We start from the raw sequence: 15,160 nt of genomic DNA, 5'->3' as shown, positions 1-15,160 counted from the left end.
ATATGTGAGTAATACACCTCCATGGGAAAATGGGGTCGGGCCTTGTGTTGCAGTTATACAACACTATCTTGTGGCGGTATAGAATGAGGGATTATTGATGAATCTGGAAAAGTTTACCGATCGCGCCAAGGGCTTCCTGCAATCCGCACAGACTGTGGCCATCAGGAACAGCCATCAGCGCATCTCGCCCACGCATATCCTCAAGGCCTTGCTCGAAGACAATGAAGGCATGGCTGCCGGACTCATCCAGCGTGCGGGCGGCAATGTCCAGATCGCGCAAAGTGCGGTCGATGATGCTCTGGCAAAAATTCCGGCGGTGTCGGGCGGCGGCGCTCAGCAGACGCCGGGCCTTGATAATGACGCGGTGCGCCTGCTCGATCAGGCCGAACAGATCGCGGAGAAGGCTGGTGACAGCTATGTCACGGTTGAGCGGCTTCTGGTCGCGATTACGCTTGCCACCACCACCACTGCTGGCCAGACGCTGAAGGATGCGAACCTCGATCCGCAGGCTCTGAATGCCGCGATCAATGAACTTCGCGGCGGGCGCAGCGCCGACACGGCGGGCGCCGAAGACGCCTATGACGCGATGAAGAAATACGCCCGCGACCTGACCCAGGCAGCGCGGGACGGCAAGCTTGACCCAGTTATCGGCCGGGACGAGGAAATTCGCCGCACTATCCAGATCCTTGCCCGCCGGACAAAGAACAATCCGGCTCTGATCGGTGAACCCGGCACAGGTAAAACCGCCATCGCGGAAGGCCTTGCCCTGCGTATCGCCAATGGCGACGTGCCCGACAGCCTGAAGGGCCGCACGCTGATGGCGCTCGACATGGGCGCACTGATTGCCGGCGCGAAATATCGCGGCGAATTTGAAGAGCGTCTCAAGGCAGTGCTCGATGAAGTGAAGGGCGCGGAAGGGCAGATCATCCTGTTCATCGACGAGATGCACACCCTGATCGGGGCGGGTGCATCCGAAGGTTCGATGGATGCGTCGAACCTGCTGAAGCCTGCCCTGTCACGCGGCGAACTTCACTGCATTGGTGCAACAACGCTCGATGAATATCAGAAATATGTCGAGAAGGACCCGGCGCTGCAGCGGCGTTTCCAGTCGGTTTATATCAACGAGCCGACAGTTGAAGACACGATCTCGATCCTGCGCGGTCTGAAGGAAAAATACGAGCTGCACCACGGCGTCCGGATTACCGACGGCGCGATTGTCGCCGCTGCGACTCTGTCCAACCGATACATCCAGAACCGTTTCCTGCCCGACAAGGCGATCGACCTTATGGACGAAGCGGCAAGCCGCATCCGGATGGAAGTGGAATCGAAGCCCGAGGAAATCGAAAGCCTCGACCGGCGGATCATCCAGCTCAAGATCGAAGAATCCGCTCTTGGCAAGGAAACCGACCAGGCATCCAAAGACCGTCTGGCGACCTTGCGCGAGGAATTGGCGAATCTTGAACAGCAATCATCGGAACTGACCACCCGCTGGCAGAACGAACGCGACAAGATTCACGCCGAGAGTAAGCTGAAAGAACAACTGGACGCGGCGCGGCTGGAACTTGAACAGGCGCAGCGCGAAGGCGATCTGGCCAAGGCCGGTGAGCTTTCATACGGCAAGATTCCCGAGCTTGAGAAAGCGATCGAGGCGGCTGGTGAGCACACCGAGAACGCGATGCTGCGCGAGGAAGTCACCGAGGACGATATCGCCGCTGTTGTCAGCCGTTCGACCGGGATTCCGATCGACAAGATGATGGAAGGCGAACGTGAGAAGCTCCTCCAGATGGAGGACGTGATTGGCAAGCGCGTGATTGGCCAGCGCCAGCCTATCGAGGCTGTGTCGAAGGCCATCCGCCGTGCCCGCGCGGGCCTTCAGGATCCAAACCGTCCGCTCGGCTCGTTCCTGTTCCTCGGCCCCACGGGCGTGGGTAAAACGGAACTGACCAAGGCGCTCGCGGAGTTTCTGTTTGACGATGACAGCGCGATGGTGCGCATCGATATGTCTGAATTCATGGAGAAGCACGCGGTCGCAAGGTTGATAGGTGCGCCGCCCGGCTATGTCGGATACGAAGAAGGCGGCGTGCTGACCGAAGCGGTTCGCCGCCGGCCCTATCAGGTCATCCTGTTCGACGAGGTCGAAAAAGCGCATTCCGACGTGTTCAACGTGCTGCTTCAGGTGCTTGATGATGGCCGCCTGACAGACGGGCAGGGGCGTGTGGTGGATTTCTCAAACACGCTGATCATCCTGACGTCGAATCTTGGCAGCCAGTTCCTCGCCAATATGGATGATGATCAGAAGGTGGAAGATGTCGAGCCGCAGGTCATGGATGTCGTTCGCGGTCACTTCCGCCCCGAATTCCTCAACCGGCTGGACGAGATCATCCTGTTCCACCGCTTGTCGATGGAGCATATGGCACCGATCGTGAAAATCCAGGTTGGCCGGGTCCAGAAACTGCTCAAGGACCGGAAAATCACTCTCGACCTGACCGATGCAGCACTACGCTGGCTCGGGCGGGTCGGATACGATCCGGTTTACGGCGCACGTCCGCTGAAACGGGCAGTCCAGAGATACCTGCAGGACCCGCTCGCCGAGAAGATCCTTCAGGGCGAGGTGCCAGATGGCAGCACGGTGAAAATCGACGAAGGCGACGGCGAACTTGCGATGCAGGTGGGCTGAGCCAACAGATTTCCGGGCGGGCAGCACGCTGCAGATATTGGCGCTGCCCGCCAAATGCCCTAAGCAGCGGGTCACGCGAGAGTGCAGAGCCGTGGGAGCATTTCATGACTAGGAAATTCGGATATTCACTGGCTGCAACAGCCTGTCTTGGGATTGCAGTCCCAGCTTCGGCGCAGGATGAGCAGCAACGACCCGAAGTTTTTACTAAGGTGCTCGAATGTCGCCAGTTGACCGACGATGCCGAGCGGCTTGCCTGTTTCGATTCCAGTGTAGACGCCATGGCTTCTGCGGAAGAGGCAAACGATCTTCTGCTGGCTGATCGCGAACAGGTGCGGGAGACAAAACGTGGCCTGTTCGGACTGACTCTGCCCAAGATAAAGCTGTTTGATGGCGGCGGCGATGATGACGAGGTTTCAGAAATCGAGTCCACCGTCGTGTCGGTGTCACAAGGCCGAAGCGGGTTTGTTTTCACTCTTGAAGACGGGGCGGTTTGGTATCAGACGGACAACAATTATCTCCGGCCTGATCCGGGCGACAAGATCACCATAAAGAAGGCTGCGTTCACCAGCTACAAAGCCAGTCTCAACGGCGGGCCATCCTTCCGTATAAAGCGATCGCGTTGAATTATCCATTTTCCAAACAATTAGCGCGAGCAATAAATGAGCGACAAAAGCGATAAGTCGGCGGCTGAGAGCAGCTGGACATGGTATTGGGCCGATCCCGATTCAGCGGCGGCCTGTGTTCCGCAGGCCGAGGAAATTGTCCAAAAATTGATCTCAGGCCGCTGGCAGGAATTCGGCAAAGAGATGCCAAAGGCCAGCCGTGTCGCCGATCTGGCATGCGGTATGGGTGCGGCTGGACGGGCGCTGCTGAGCGGAAACCCAACTGCAGATATCATCGGTGCGGACTATGCAGAAATTTCGGAAGATGCAGATCTGCCGTTTCCGGTTCGCGCTGGGGTGCCGCTAGAGAATCTGCCTTTCGATGATGCTGAATTTGACGCCGCAATCAGCCAGTTCGGTTTCGAATACGCTGGCGAAGAAGCATCGGGCGAGTTGGCCCGTATCCTGAAACCCGGTGGCAAGATCCGGCTTCTGATGCATCATGCGCAAAGCGTGGTGGTGCAAGCAAACAAAGTCCGGCGCAATTTGCTGGAAGCCATCTCAGCCTTTGGAGCGACCGATGCGGCCCGCAGCGGGGATCGTGCCCGTTTGCAAGCCGGTTTCGGGAAGCTAGTTGGCCAGTATGGAGAGCAGCCGCTGATTCTCGAGATTGCTACCGCTTGTCGAGATGGGTTTGCCATGTCGGAGGTCGACCGTACGGCGCTTCTGGACGGTATTGATGCCGGAATGCAGCGAGAACTCACTATCTTACGCGAATTGAAGCAGGCAGCCCAAAGTGAGGATGATATCAATGCGTTGATCAAGCGTACTGCATCATCCATCGATTGGGCACGGCCCGAGGTGTTGGAGTTTGACGGCAAGGCGATCTGCTGGGAACTCAACGGTACTAGAGCCGAAGCATGACCGTGAATCAATCGCCGCAAGAACTGGCTGCTCGCGCACAACGTGCGATGCAGGAAGGCCGATATGACGATGCTCATGCTGATTTGGCGAAGCTGAGGATACTGGCCCCGCAAGACGGCACCATTCGCCTGATGACGGCATATGCGCACCGGGCACAGGGGCAGATCGGTAAAGCCAAGGAGAACTTCGAGGCAGCAATTCGTCTGCAGCCACGCGAGATATCGTTCCGAGGGGTGTATGCGGATTGGCTGAGCACCCTGGGAGAGCATGAGAAGGCTATTGTGCATTTCGATGCCATTCTGGCGGAGCAGCCCGACCATCTCAACGCCAAGATTGACCGGCTTCTCTCCTTGGCAAGAACCCCTGGCCGTCCAGCCGCCTTGCAAGAGTTGGCCTTACTGGCAGATGCGCACCCGCATGAATTTCGTATTGCAAACAATTTGGCGCTTTTCCTTCGCGAAGATGACCGCATCTCCGAAGCAGTGGAACTGTCCAAGCGGGTCCTGTCGCGCGACCCGGTCAACCGCCGTGCGAAACACATTCTTGCCCGTTCAATGTACGAATCCGGCAATCCGTCCAGCAAACCGCTGGAAATCGCACTCGCCGCAGACCCAGACAATCTCGAACTGAAGGCTACACTTGCGCAGGCCGCAGTAGAGGACGGGCGGACCGAAGATGGGATCGCCATTCTCGAAGATGCGCTGGACAAGGCTCCCGATTGGCTGGAGGGCTACGGAATTCTGGCTGATATGAAGCGCCAGACATCCGGGGCCAAAGGCTTTGCAACGCGGTATGAAACCGCGCTGAGTCAGCGGCCGGATTGGCACGCTTTGCGGTCTGCCTATGCCGCCCTCGCATCGCGGGTAGAAGGCCATGAACGGGCGCTGGAAATTCTTGGGCAGGGCGGTGAAGATGCCGATCAAGACAGTTTCATCCAGTTGGCAAAGGCGAATAGCCTTTCGGAATTGAAGCGCTTTGATGAAGCTGAAGCTCTGTTTGCAAAGCTCGATTTCGAAAGCTCTCCTGAATTTGCGAAGGCCTATCTCAGGTTTCTGACCAGAACGCAGCGGTTCGACGAGGTGATCAGGATTGGCAATGGCATCCTCGCGCTCGACCCTGCAGGTGAGGGCACGATAAATGGCGATGTCTGGCCCTATATCGCGATTGCAATGCGAAAACTTGATGATCCTAGATGGGCCTGGCTCGAGGGCGATAGACGTTTCATTCAGACGCATGATATTTCGTCGGAAATGCCGGATATCGAGGAGCTGGCGGATACTTTGCGCAAGCTGCACGTATTTCGCGAACAGCCGATTGCTCAATCGGTGCGGGGCGGCACGCAAACGGGGAATATCCTTTTCCGCAACGCTAGCGCGCCAATCCAGACGCTGGTGAATGCGCTCAGGAACTGCGTTCGCGAGTATATCGATCAGCTACCAGAACCGGACCCGAACCATCCATTGCTTGGCAGACCGCGAGAGAACTTTCGCTTCAGTGGCAGTTGGTCGATCCGGTTAACTGAAGGTGGGTTTCACGCGAACCATATTCACACCCATGGGGATATTAGTTCGGCGTTTTATGTCGCCTTGCCGCAGAGTGTCCAAAGCAACGTGGCCGATGTGGATCAGTCGGGTTGGCTAATGCTCGGCGAGCCGGCGAGCGAGCTGGAGACAGGGTTGGAGCCGATCAGGGCGATCAGGCCGGAGGTCGGCCGGCTGGTGCTGTTCCCTTCCACAATGTGGCATGGGACACGGCCATTTGAGGGTGGTGAGAGACTGACCTGCGCATTCGATGTCCGGATGAACAGTTTCTAGCGATCAGTCGCAAATGAGAAAATCTGTTGGGGCGTGTGGTGATGGCTACGCGCCCCTCTTTTTGTCCGGTCTGATGAGCGTGCATTGAGCTGCCAGCGGGCAGAGCGGTGAACTCTCAACAAAATGGAACTCGCGCGTCTGGGGCGCACAAACAAAAACGGCGGGCCGAAGCCCGCCGTTTCCGTTTCAGTGTCGTCTACTCTTAGAAGTCGAGAGCAGCACGAACGAAGATGTTGCGACCTACTGGATCGTAAACACCTGGGTAGGTGTTGCCGTTCGACGGGCTGTAAGCAGAACCAACGAGTGGTGGCTTCTTGTCGAACATGTTGTTCACACCAGCGGTCAGCGTCAGCGTGTCAAGAACACGGACGGTGCCCGAAAGGTCGAACCAGCTGTAGGAGTCGATGGTGTCGAGCTCTTCAACGCCCTGCGAAGCACCGCTAAGCTGCGGGTCCGAAGACAGAACGTCAGCGTCAACGCCGCCGAAGAAGCGCCAGCTCAGGTTGACCGAGAAGCCGTCTTCCGAGCGATAGCCAAACCGTGCGATGTGGCTGTACTCAGGGAAAGGCTGACCACAGGTCGAACCGTAGTAACCGATACAGTCATAGAAATCCAAAGTCGGAAGCGACTGAATTTCATATGCAGTTGTATAGGTACCAGCATAGTCGAGGTATGCCGAACCGGTGTCGGTTACAGGGAAGTCGAAGCCTGCGTTGATGTCGAAGCCTTCGGTCTTCAGTCCACCGATGTTCTGGATGGTGTTCACAACGTAGCCGTCATTGGCGTCGCTGCCGATCCAGAGGTCACCAGTACCTGCGTTACGAACGATCAGGTCACAGAAGGTCGGATCACCGGTGGCAATACACTGGTTGATCGTGGTCTGTGCACCGATACCTGCGATGGTGCCGTCAACTTCGATGTTGAAGTAGTCGACCGACAGCGCGAAGCCGCGGAGACCAAGTGAGTCGCCTTCAAAGACGAAACCAGCAGTCCAAGTGTCTGCCTTTTCAACGTCGAGGTTCGGGTTACCACCACCAAGCTGGTTGTACTGACCAGCCGGGTTTGCCGGTACGCTACCATACTGAGCTGCGGTCACACCGGTGTTGGCACACTGAGCTTGAGTTGCGGACGGCGTAGCGCCGGCGCAAGGATCAGTACCGCCGAACAGGCCGATCTGCTGAGGTGAGAACAGGTTGACTACGTTCGGCGAACGAACGGCCTTACTGTAAACACCACGGAACTTCAGGAAGTCGGTCGGAGCAAGATTGACGCCAATCTTGTAAGTTTCCGAGGTACCCGATGTGCTGTAGTCCGAATAGCGGAAGCCGCCTTCGATCGAGAAGTCGTAGAGGAAGCTGTCGCGAACAAGCGGCACTACGATTTCGGTGAAGAGTTCTTTCACATCGAACGAACCCGAGACCGGTGCGGTTGGACCGCCCTGACCCGAAAGGTTGCCCTGTGCGAAGTTCTCGTCGACGCGAAGGTCGTAAGCTTCTTCACGGTATTCAGCACCCAGAACGACCTGAATGTCGCCTGCGCCAGTCAGATCACCGAGCGGGCCAGTGACGTAACCGCTTACAACGCGTGTTTCGAGGTCTGCGTTCGAAAGAGCGCCAACGGCGATGTAATCGAACTGTTCGCGAGTAACACCGCCAACCTGGAACAGGTCAAGCGGAACACAGCCAGCAGGTTCACCAGTGCCTGGGCAACCGTTGATCGCCGCGTTGATACGCGTGACCGAAAGGTCGTTCAGGTAGGTGTTCTGATAGATGGTGTTACCACGCAGGGCGTATACGTCGTAGGACCAGTCGTCAGTGATCTGGCCACGAGCACCGATTACAGCGCGGTAGCTAGTGTGACGCAGGTCGTTCTGACGCGGAGCACCTTCAACGAGACGCTTACCGATCAGGACGCCGACTGTTTCAGTCGAAGTGTCGCTGGTGTCAGTACAGCCGAGCGTGTTGCCCTGCTGGTCGCTGAGCAGCGAGCTTGCGCAGCTCAGAGTGCCGGGACCGTTGAAGAACGTACCCGAGAACGCGATCTGTGCAACCGAACGGTCATCCATGAACTGGAATTCAGCATACGGGTGGAACGACTCGCTTACTTCGTAATCTGCGAAGAAGCCTGCAGTCCAACGCGTGTCGGGACGCTGATAGTAGTTGGTCGGAGCGTAGTTGTACGTATCCGCGCCAGTGCCCGAGAACGCGAGCGAGTCACGGAAGGTGTTACCCGGACCGTTTTCGTCAAGCGTGAAGACACCCGAAGAAGGCGTACCGTTGAAGCCAAGACCGCCTGGTCCAGCCGAGGTTACAAAGAACGTGCCGTTCGGAGTGGTCGACGAACCTGCGCAGGTGAAACCGGTTGGGTCACCAGCGCTGAACGAGAGTGCGCAAGCGCTTTCATCGTAGTCGGCCTGAACGATTTCTTCGATTTCACGGTAACCGAGGTATGCGGTAACGCGGCCACGGCCATCATCGAACGAAGCGCCGAATGTGGCGTTTACGTCGTAGGTGAAACCATTTGCCTGCGATTCAGCAGGTAGCGGGTTGTTGGTACGACCAAGGAGATCACGGATCTCGTCGTTGTTGTTACCAGCCTGGTAGAAGCTCATCTGACCTTCGAGGCTGAAGCCTTCGAAATCGCGGTCCATGATGAAGTTGACAACACCAGCAACGGCGTCTGCACCGTATACCGAGGAAGCACCACCGGTAACCACTTCAACGCGCTCGATGAGCTGCGAAGGAATTTGGTTAAGGTCAGGTGCGGTTGCGAACGGGTCACCAGCCGGGAGACGGCGACCGTCGACGAGAACCAGTGTACGGTTCGAGCCGAGGCCACGCAGGTTGACGGTCGCAGTACCCGAAGCACCGTTCGAAAGGAACGCGCTCTGGCCAGCAACAGTCTGCGGCAGGTCGTTGATAATGTCTTCGACGCGGACGGTACCGGTCTGGTCGATCGCAGCCTGACCAACCGTGGTCACAGGCGAAACGCTTTCGACTTCGGGGCGCACGATACGCGAACCGGTAACGACGATCGGCTGGTTGCCGGCGCCCTCATCGGTGTCAGCATCTTGCGCCATCGCTGGCACCGCTGTCAGCGCAACACCCAACGCCAGAGGCGCGGATGCGAGCTTCAGCTTGCTTTGCATCTTCATGTTGATTCTATCCTTATATCTAAAGTTTCCCCGAGGAAAATTCCGCCGGGCAAACACCTTCAGATCCCTAATCCCCGTGTTGGTTACGCATGACGCCCCCTCAACGGATAGCGCCTCTTGCCCAATCCATAGGGGTAAATGCAAAGCGTTTGTCGCCATTCAGAGCCTTCGAATGCGCTGTGTGACTAATTTGACACAAAGCGATTTTGCGCGGTTTTTCGCTGTGTCGGGCGTGTAAGGTCTTGAGTCTGACGTTGCTGCGGAAGTGCCTTCAAGGGGGGCATCTCGAGGCAAACATCAGCAGATACTTGCTTGACCCATAATCCCGCGATGGTATCGCTTTCTTCCGCAAACATAGCTAACTAAGTGAACCTTGTTGGAGACGCCGTTATGACAACCGCCTATATCGTCGATGCCGTTCGTACTGCCGGAGGGCGCAGGGGCGGCCGCCTTGCCGGGGTCCATCCGGTCGATCTCGCGGCGAAATCGCTGGATGCCTTGATCGAGCGAACCGGAGTCGATCCGGCGGCGATCGACGATGTCGTGATGGGCTGTGTCAGCCAGGCAGGTGAACAATCGATGCAGGTAGGGCGCAACGCGGTGCTCGCGTCAAAGCATCTGCCGCAATCCACCCCGGCTGTCACGATTGACCGGCAATGCGGTTCTTCGCAGCAGGCGATCCAGTTCGCGGCGCAGGCAGTCATGTCAGGCACGCAGGACGCCGTTATCGCCAGCGGCGTAGAGAGCATGAGCCGGGTCCCGATGGGTTCGACCGCGACGTTCCACATGAAAGAAGGCCTGGGAATGTATAAATCCCCCGGGCTGGAGGAGAAATATCCCGGAATCATGTGGTCACAGTTCATGGGGGCGGAAATGATCGTGCAAAAGCACGGTTTCACCAAGGGTGACCTCGACCGGTTCGCGCTGGAAAGCCACAGGAAAGCGATCGAGGCAACGAATGCCGGTGCCTTCAAGAACGAAATCGTCCCGGTCCGGATCGAAACGCCCGAGGGCGAGGAATGGCATACGGTCGACGAAGGCATACGTTTCGATGCGACACTGGAAAGCATCGCGTCGGTCAAGCTGCTGAGCGAGAAGGGCACGATTACCGCGGCCACATCCAGCCAGATCTGCGACGGATCGAGCGGCGCACTGGTTGTTTCCGAACAGTTCCTGAAGGATCACGGGCTGACCCCGATGGCGCGAATCCACAACCTGACGGTCACCGCCGGTGATCCCGTGATCATGCTGGAAGAACCGCTGTTCGCGACCGACAAGGCGTTGCAGCGCGCAGGCATGAAGATTGACGACATCGACCTTTACGAAGTGAACGAAGCCTTCGCGCCGGTGCCGCTGGCGTGGCTCAAGCATACCGGAGCCGATCCGGAGAAGCTGAACGTCAATGGCGGCGCGATTGCGCTGGGTCACCCACTTGGTGCATCGGGCACCAAGCTGATGGCAACTCTGGTCCACGCGCTCAAGGCGCGGGGTAAGAAATATGGTCTACAGACGATGTGCGAAGGCGGCGGCGTTGCTAACGTCACCATCATCGAGTCGCTTTAACTCACAACCCCTATCAATTATCTGAATTAAAAGAGGAATATCCCATGGAAGTAGGCGCAAACACCCCAGCAGTCGTTACCGGCGGCGCATCGGGCCTTGGTGAAGCCACTGCACGCGCGCTGGCCGCAAAGGGCGCAAAGGTCGCGATTTTCGACCTTCAGGAAGAAAAGGGCAAAGCCGTGGCTGCTGATATCGGCGGCATCTTCTGTGAAGTGAACGTGACCGACGAAGCATCCGTTGATGCCGGTTTCGAGAAAGCCCGCGCCGCCCACGGTCAGGAGCGTATCCTGGTCAACTGCGCCGGCACCGGCAATGCGATCAAGACTGCAAAGCGTGACCGCAACACGGGCGAGATTTCCCACTTCCCACTCGACGCGTTCAACTGGATCATCCAGATCAACCTGGTCGGCACCTTCCGCTGTATCGCCAAGTCGGCTGCGGGAATGATGACGCTTGATCCGCTGAGCGAAGACGGTGATCGCGGTGCGATCGTGAACACTGCCTCGGTTGCGGGCGAAGATGGCCAGATCGGTCAGGCTGCCTATTCCGCGTCGAAGGGCGGCGTAATCGGCATGACATTGCCGATCGCACGCGACCTGATGAGCGAAGGCATCCGGGTCAACACGATCCTGCCGGGCATCTTCAACACCCCGCTGATGAACGCAGCCCCGCCGCAGGTGAAGGAAGCGCTGGCAGCTTCGGTTCCTTTCCCCAAGCGCCTCGGCAATGCGGAAGAATATGCACATCTCGCAATGACAATGATCGAGAACGGGTATTTCAACGGCGAGGATGTCCGCCTCGACGGTGCCATCCGGATGGCACCGCGCTAAGGCCGGAATTCAAGGGGCTCCGCGAAAGCGGGGCCCTTTTTGTATCTGCATGAAGGATTGGAGAGAGAGATGAGCGACTATAGCCAGATATTGCTGGATAAAGACGGGCCGATTGCAACAATCACGTTGAATCGCCCGGAGAAAATGAACGCCTATACGCGGATCATGATGGATGAAATGATCCACGCGCTCGACAATACCGATGCAGATGACAATATTCGTGCCGTGATCTTTACTGGTGCCGGCGACCGCGCATTCTGTGCCGGTGCCGATCTTACACCGGATGACGGTGCTCGCCCGTTTTCAAGCGAAACCGAAGTATCGGATCTGTCGGATGAGATCGTTCGCGATGGCGGCGGGCGGATAACCTTGCGCATGTTCCAGTCGACAAAGCCGCTGATTTCGGCCTGCAACGGGGTTGCCGTGGGCGTGGGCGCGACGATGCAATTGCCGATGGATATCCGCCTGGCGTCGGACAATGCGCGGTATGGATTTGTTTTCGCCCGCCGCGGCATTGTGCCCGAGGCGTGCTCCAGCTGGTTCCTGCCGCGGCTGGTCGGACCGCAGCAAGCACTCGAATGGTGCATGACCGGCCGGATTTTCGATGCGCAGGAGGCCAAGGATGGCGGTCTGGTCCGGTCCATCCATGCGCAAGGCGAACTGATGGATGTCGCCCGCGGGCTTGCGCTCGAAATCGCGGAGAACACCTCGGCAGTGTCGGTCGCGATGACCCGCGCGATGTTGTGGCGTCTCCCCTCGGAAGACCACCCGATGAAAGCTCACCGGGTCGATAGCCGGTCGATCTACAAACTGTCGCGCGGCAAGGATGCGCTGGAAGGCGTGCAGAGTTTTCTGGAGAAGCGTCCGGCAGAATTTCTGGGCAAGGTTACGCAGGATATGCCGGAATTCTATCCATGGTGGGAAGAGCCGGGATACGAATAGGGCGCTTGCCAAGTGAAGCGGTTGCATTAGAAACCAGTTCATGAGCGATAATCAGTTCCGGCTAAACGAGTTCCTGCCTTACCAGCTGTCCGTGGCATCGAATGCCGTGAGCAACCGCATCGCACGGGCGTACAACGACGCATTCGGCCTCAAGGTGACCGAATGGCGCGTGATGGCGATGCTCGGGGATGCAGGCGCGCTTACGCAGCGCGAACTGACTGCCAAGACCTTGATGGACAAGGTTGCGGTAAACCGCGCGTGCAAGGTGCTGGAAGAACGCAAGCTGGCCGTTCGCGTGCCGAACAAGAAGGACGGGCGCTCGCACCATCTGGAACTGACCGATAGCGGCCGCGATATGCATGCGAAAATCGTGCCGATGGCGCGCGAGATAGAAGCCGGGTTGCTCGCCTCGATTGCGCAGGACGAACAGGAACTGTTTCGCAGCCTGCTTGACCGAATACGTCAAAAGGCAAGCTAGACTGGCAGCCGGATTTCCCCGGCCTGTCTGTACAGCGCGGCATCAAACAAGAGCGGCCCCGAAGCATGATCGCTTCGGGGCCGCCTTTGGTTTGCTGTCCGTTACGCGGCGCCCTAGCGCCCCGGTTTGGCAGCGAACGCGTCGCTGATCGAACAGGCCGCCGGGCCAAGAATAACAATGAACAGCACCGGCAGAATAAACAGGATCAGCGGAACGGTCATGATTGCCGGCAGACGGGCTGCCTTCTCTTCGGCGCGCATCATGCGTTCGTTACGGAATTCAGCTGACAGGACGCGCAGCGCCGATGCAAGCGGAGTACCGTAGCGTTCAGTCTGAACCATGGTCGTGACCACCCCTTGCACCGATTCCAGATCGACACGGTATGCAAGGTTGGCGAAGGCCATCTTGCGTTCGGTCAGGAACGACAGCTCGATTGCCGTCAGGGCAAATTCATCACCCAGTTCAGGATATGCGCGGCCAAGTTCCTTCGCCACACGGTTAAATGCAGCATCGACGGTAAGACCCGCTTCGGCGCAGATAACCAGCAAATCGAGCGCGTCAGGCAAACCCTTGCGGATTTCGCCGGTACGCTTGCCAGCAATGTTCTTGAGGTAAATCTCAGGCCCCTTGTAGCCGATGAACAGGAGGAACGCGAAGGCGCCAAGCCGTTTGAAATCGCCCCAGTCAGGGAAATAGTCGATCACGTAGATCATCAGGAAGCCGATACCGCCCAGCACGATCGGCAGGGCAAGCCGTGCACCGATCACCAGAACCGCCAGTTCCTTGTTACGGATACCGGCATGTGCCAGTTTTTGCTGGATGATTTCGATCTGGCTCTGCTGGAGGACTTTCATCCCCTGCAGAGTGTCTTTCATCTTCTCGGTTTTTTCGGTCTTGCGTACCAGGCTGGCGCGTTTCTTTGCGCTGCCGGTAATGATACCCGATTTCAGCTCGTCACGGCGTGCATTCAGCGCTTTTACGCGCTTGGCCATCGGGTCCTTCACGGTGACAGCCGCATAGACCGCGAGGATCACCGCGAATGCGGCAACACCGACCAGGATGGTCCCGACGAGGATGACATCGAAGCCGAGAAGGGTTGGGCCTGAACCTTGGTTCAACATTTTGTTCCGTCCTCGCCTTAGATCTCGAAGCTGACCATTTTGGCCATGATGAAGCCGCCGATCGACATCCAAACCAGTCCGCCAAGACCGGTCACGATCAGCCGGTCGTCTTCAAAGAAGCCGCCGATATAGCTGGGGTTGATCCACCAGATCATGCCGAACACGATGAAGGGCAGGGCACCAACGATGTACGCCGATGCTTTCGATTCCGAGCTCATCGCGCGAATCTTCAGCTTCATCTGTGAACGCTTGCGGAGCACGTCGGAAAGGTTCGACAATGTTTCCGCCAGGTTACCACCCGTCTCGCGCTGAATGGCGAGGGTGATGCAGAAGAAGTTGAATTCCGGAATGCCAAGGCGGTCCGCCGTTTCCTGGAGGGATTCCTCCATCGACCGGCCGATCTTGATACGCTCGACAATGCCCTTGAATTCCTCGCCAACCGGGCCGGGAAGTTCCTGGGCCACAACTGCTAGCGTTTCCGTCACAGGCAGACCTGAACGCAAGCCGCGGACAAGCAGTTCGATCGCATCGGGAAACTTCGCGTTGAAGTTGCCGGTACGTTTCTTGATGAAGAAATTGACGACCATATGCGGCAGTCCTGCGCCCACAAAGATACCTACGCCGAGCGACAGCAGAGCCGCACCCGAGCGAAGATAAATGATGAGCGCGATGGCCAGCGCAAGTCCAACCGATGCGTAGACATATTGGGAAAGGGACCAGTTCTTGCCTGTCCGGTCGAGCCGGATGGCGAGAGCATCGACCCGCGATGTCGAACCTGCGATTTTGTGCAGTTTCGGCTTGCGCGCCGCGATAGCCTTCTTGAGCTGGGACTCCACCTTGGCGTCCGTGCTTTCAGAGTGGCGATAGCGGAGCGCCTGCAAGCGGCGCTGGCTTTCCTTTGCGGCAGATGGACCTGCGATCAGGATATAGCCGATAACCAGCAGTCCCATGATCCCGGCGCCTACCAGCAGGAGCTGAAGTATGCCCATGCTCTTGACCTGCCTTTCCTAAATCTTCGCAAAATTGGTTGGTTCGGCCACGCCCTTGCGAGCGTG

At 57.8% G+C, this 15,160-nt stretch carries 11 protein-coding genes; 8 read left to right on the top strand and 3 right to left on the bottom strand.

The annotated features are described in order from the left end of the window. Positions 1-97: 97 nt before the first annotated feature. The 4 genes from clpB to PO778_RS08080 all read left to right on the top strand — a co-directional run bounded on the left by clpB (position 98) and on the right by PO778_RS08080 (position 6,017). Complete coding sequence (gene clpB / locus PO778_RS08095; protein ID WP_271439195.1) at positions 98-2,677, top strand: ATP-dependent chaperone ClpB; 2,580 nt, start codon at positions 98-100, stop codon at positions 2,675-2,677. 104 nt (positions 2,678-2,781) lie between these two features. Next, positions 2,782-3,300: a hypothetical protein gene (locus PO778_RS08090; RefSeq protein ID WP_271439194.1), complete on the top strand. Its 519-nt coding sequence runs from the start codon at positions 2,782-2,784 to the stop codon at positions 3,298-3,300. 36 nt (positions 3,301-3,336) lie between these two features. Then, positions 3,337-4,203, top strand: coding sequence for a class I SAM-dependent methyltransferase (locus tag PO778_RS08085; protein ID WP_271439193.1), 867 nt, complete (start codon positions 3,337-3,339; stop codon positions 4,201-4,203). Further along, complete coding sequence (locus PO778_RS08080) at positions 4,200-6,017, top strand: 2OG-Fe(II) oxygenase family protein (RefSeq protein ID WP_271439192.1); 1,818 nt, start codon at positions 4,200-4,202, stop codon at positions 6,015-6,017. The genes PO778_RS08085 and PO778_RS08080 overlap by 4 nt, the downstream gene beginning before the upstream one ends. Positions 6,018-6,219: 202 nt before the next feature. Here the strand turns inward: PO778_RS08080 and PO778_RS08075 are convergent, their stop codons facing one another. Further along, positions 6,220-9,171 (bottom strand): TonB-dependent receptor domain-containing protein, encoded by a 2,952-nt coding sequence (locus tag PO778_RS08075; RefSeq protein ID WP_271439191.1) that lies wholly within the window; start codon positions 9,169-9,171, stop codon positions 6,220-6,222. Positions 9,172-9,561: 390 nt separating this feature from the next. Here PO778_RS08075 and PO778_RS08070 point away from each other — a divergent pair, with 390 nt between their 5' ends. From PO778_RS08070 to PO778_RS08055, 4 genes are all read left to right on the top strand, one after another. Then, a complete protein-coding gene (locus PO778_RS08070; RefSeq protein ID WP_271439190.1) occupies positions 9,562-10,734 on the top strand; it encodes an acetyl-CoA C-acetyltransferase in 1,173 nt (390 codons plus the stop codon). A gap of 44 nt (positions 10,735-10,778) precedes the next feature. After that, positions 10,779-11,564: an SDR family NAD(P)-dependent oxidoreductase gene (locus PO778_RS08065; protein ID WP_160730400.1), complete on the top strand. Its 786-nt coding sequence runs from the start codon at positions 10,779-10,781 to the stop codon at positions 11,562-11,564. 69 nt (positions 11,565-11,633) lie between these two features. Further along, the gene (locus PO778_RS08060; RefSeq protein ID WP_271439189.1) at positions 11,634-12,506 is read left to right on the top strand and encodes a crotonase/enoyl-CoA hydratase family protein; all 873 of its coding nucleotides are present in this window, start codon (positions 11,634-11,636) and stop codon (positions 12,504-12,506) included. 40 nt (positions 12,507-12,546) lie between these two features. Continuing rightward, positions 12,547-12,984: a MarR family winged helix-turn-helix transcriptional regulator gene (locus PO778_RS08055; RefSeq protein ID WP_160730398.1), complete on the top strand. Its 438-nt coding sequence runs from the start codon at positions 12,547-12,549 to the stop codon at positions 12,982-12,984. Between the two features lie 113 nt (positions 12,985-13,097). Here the strand turns inward: PO778_RS08055 and PO778_RS08050 are convergent, their stop codons facing one another. Then, positions 13,098-14,105, bottom strand: coding sequence for a type II secretion system F family protein (locus PO778_RS08050; RefSeq protein ID WP_160730397.1), 1,008 nt, complete (start codon positions 14,103-14,105; stop codon positions 13,098-13,100). A 17-nt stretch (positions 14,106-14,122) separates the two neighbouring features. Then, complete coding sequence (locus PO778_RS08045; protein ID WP_160730396.1) at positions 14,123-15,094, bottom strand: type II secretion system F family protein; 972 nt, start codon at positions 15,092-15,094, stop codon at positions 14,123-14,125. Between the last annotated feature and the right edge of the window lie 66 nt (positions 15,095-15,160).

The sequence above is a fragment of the Pontixanthobacter luteolus genome (genome assembly GCF_947494915.1).
GTDB classification, from domain to species: domain Bacteria; phylum Pseudomonadota; class Alphaproteobacteria; order Sphingomonadales; family Sphingomonadaceae; genus Pontixanthobacter; species Pontixanthobacter luteolus.
The sequence above is the reverse complement of the archived record's forward strand: the minus strand, read 5'-3'. Positions and strand labels throughout refer to the sequence as shown.

Excerpts from the sequence above, each read along its gene's own strand:
- PO778_RS08050 (WP_160730397.1), bottom strand. The coding sequence starts at position 14,105 with ATGTTGAACCAAGGTTCAGGCCCAACCCTTCTCGGCTTCGATGTCATC.
- PO778_RS08055 (WP_160730398.1), top strand. The coding sequence starts at position 12,547 with ATGAGCGATAATCAGTTCCGGCTAAACGAGTTCCTGCCTTACCAGCTG.
- PO778_RS08080 (WP_271439192.1), top strand. The coding sequence starts at position 4,200 with ATGACCGTGAATCAATCGCCGCAAGAACTGGCTGCTCGCGCACAACGT.
- PO778_RS08060 (WP_271439189.1), top strand. The coding sequence starts at position 11,634 with ATGAGCGACTATAGCCAGATATTGCTGGATAAAGACGGGCCGATTGCA.
- clpB (WP_271439195.1), top strand. The coding sequence starts at position 98 with ATGAATCTGGAAAAGTTTACCGATCGCGCCAAGGGCTTCCTGCAATCC.
- PO778_RS08085 (WP_271439193.1), top strand. The coding sequence starts at position 3,337 with ATGAGCGACAAAAGCGATAAGTCGGCGGCTGAGAGCAGCTGGACATGG.
- PO778_RS08045 (WP_160730396.1), bottom strand. The coding sequence starts at position 15,094 with ATGGGCATACTTCAGCTCCTGCTGGTAGGCGCCGGGATCATGGGACTG.
- PO778_RS08075 (WP_271439191.1), bottom strand. The coding sequence starts at position 9,171 with ATGAAGATGCAAAGCAAGCTGAAGCTCGCATCCGCGCCTCTGGCGTTG.
- PO778_RS08070 (WP_271439190.1), top strand. The coding sequence starts at position 9,562 with ATGACAACCGCCTATATCGTCGATGCCGTTCGTACTGCCGGAGGGCGC.
- PO778_RS08090 (WP_271439194.1), top strand. The coding sequence starts at position 2,782 with ATGACTAGGAAATTCGGATATTCACTGGCTGCAACAGCCTGTCTTGGG.
- PO778_RS08065 (WP_160730400.1), top strand. The coding sequence starts at position 10,779 with ATGGAAGTAGGCGCAAACACCCCAGCAGTCGTTACCGGCGGCGCATCG.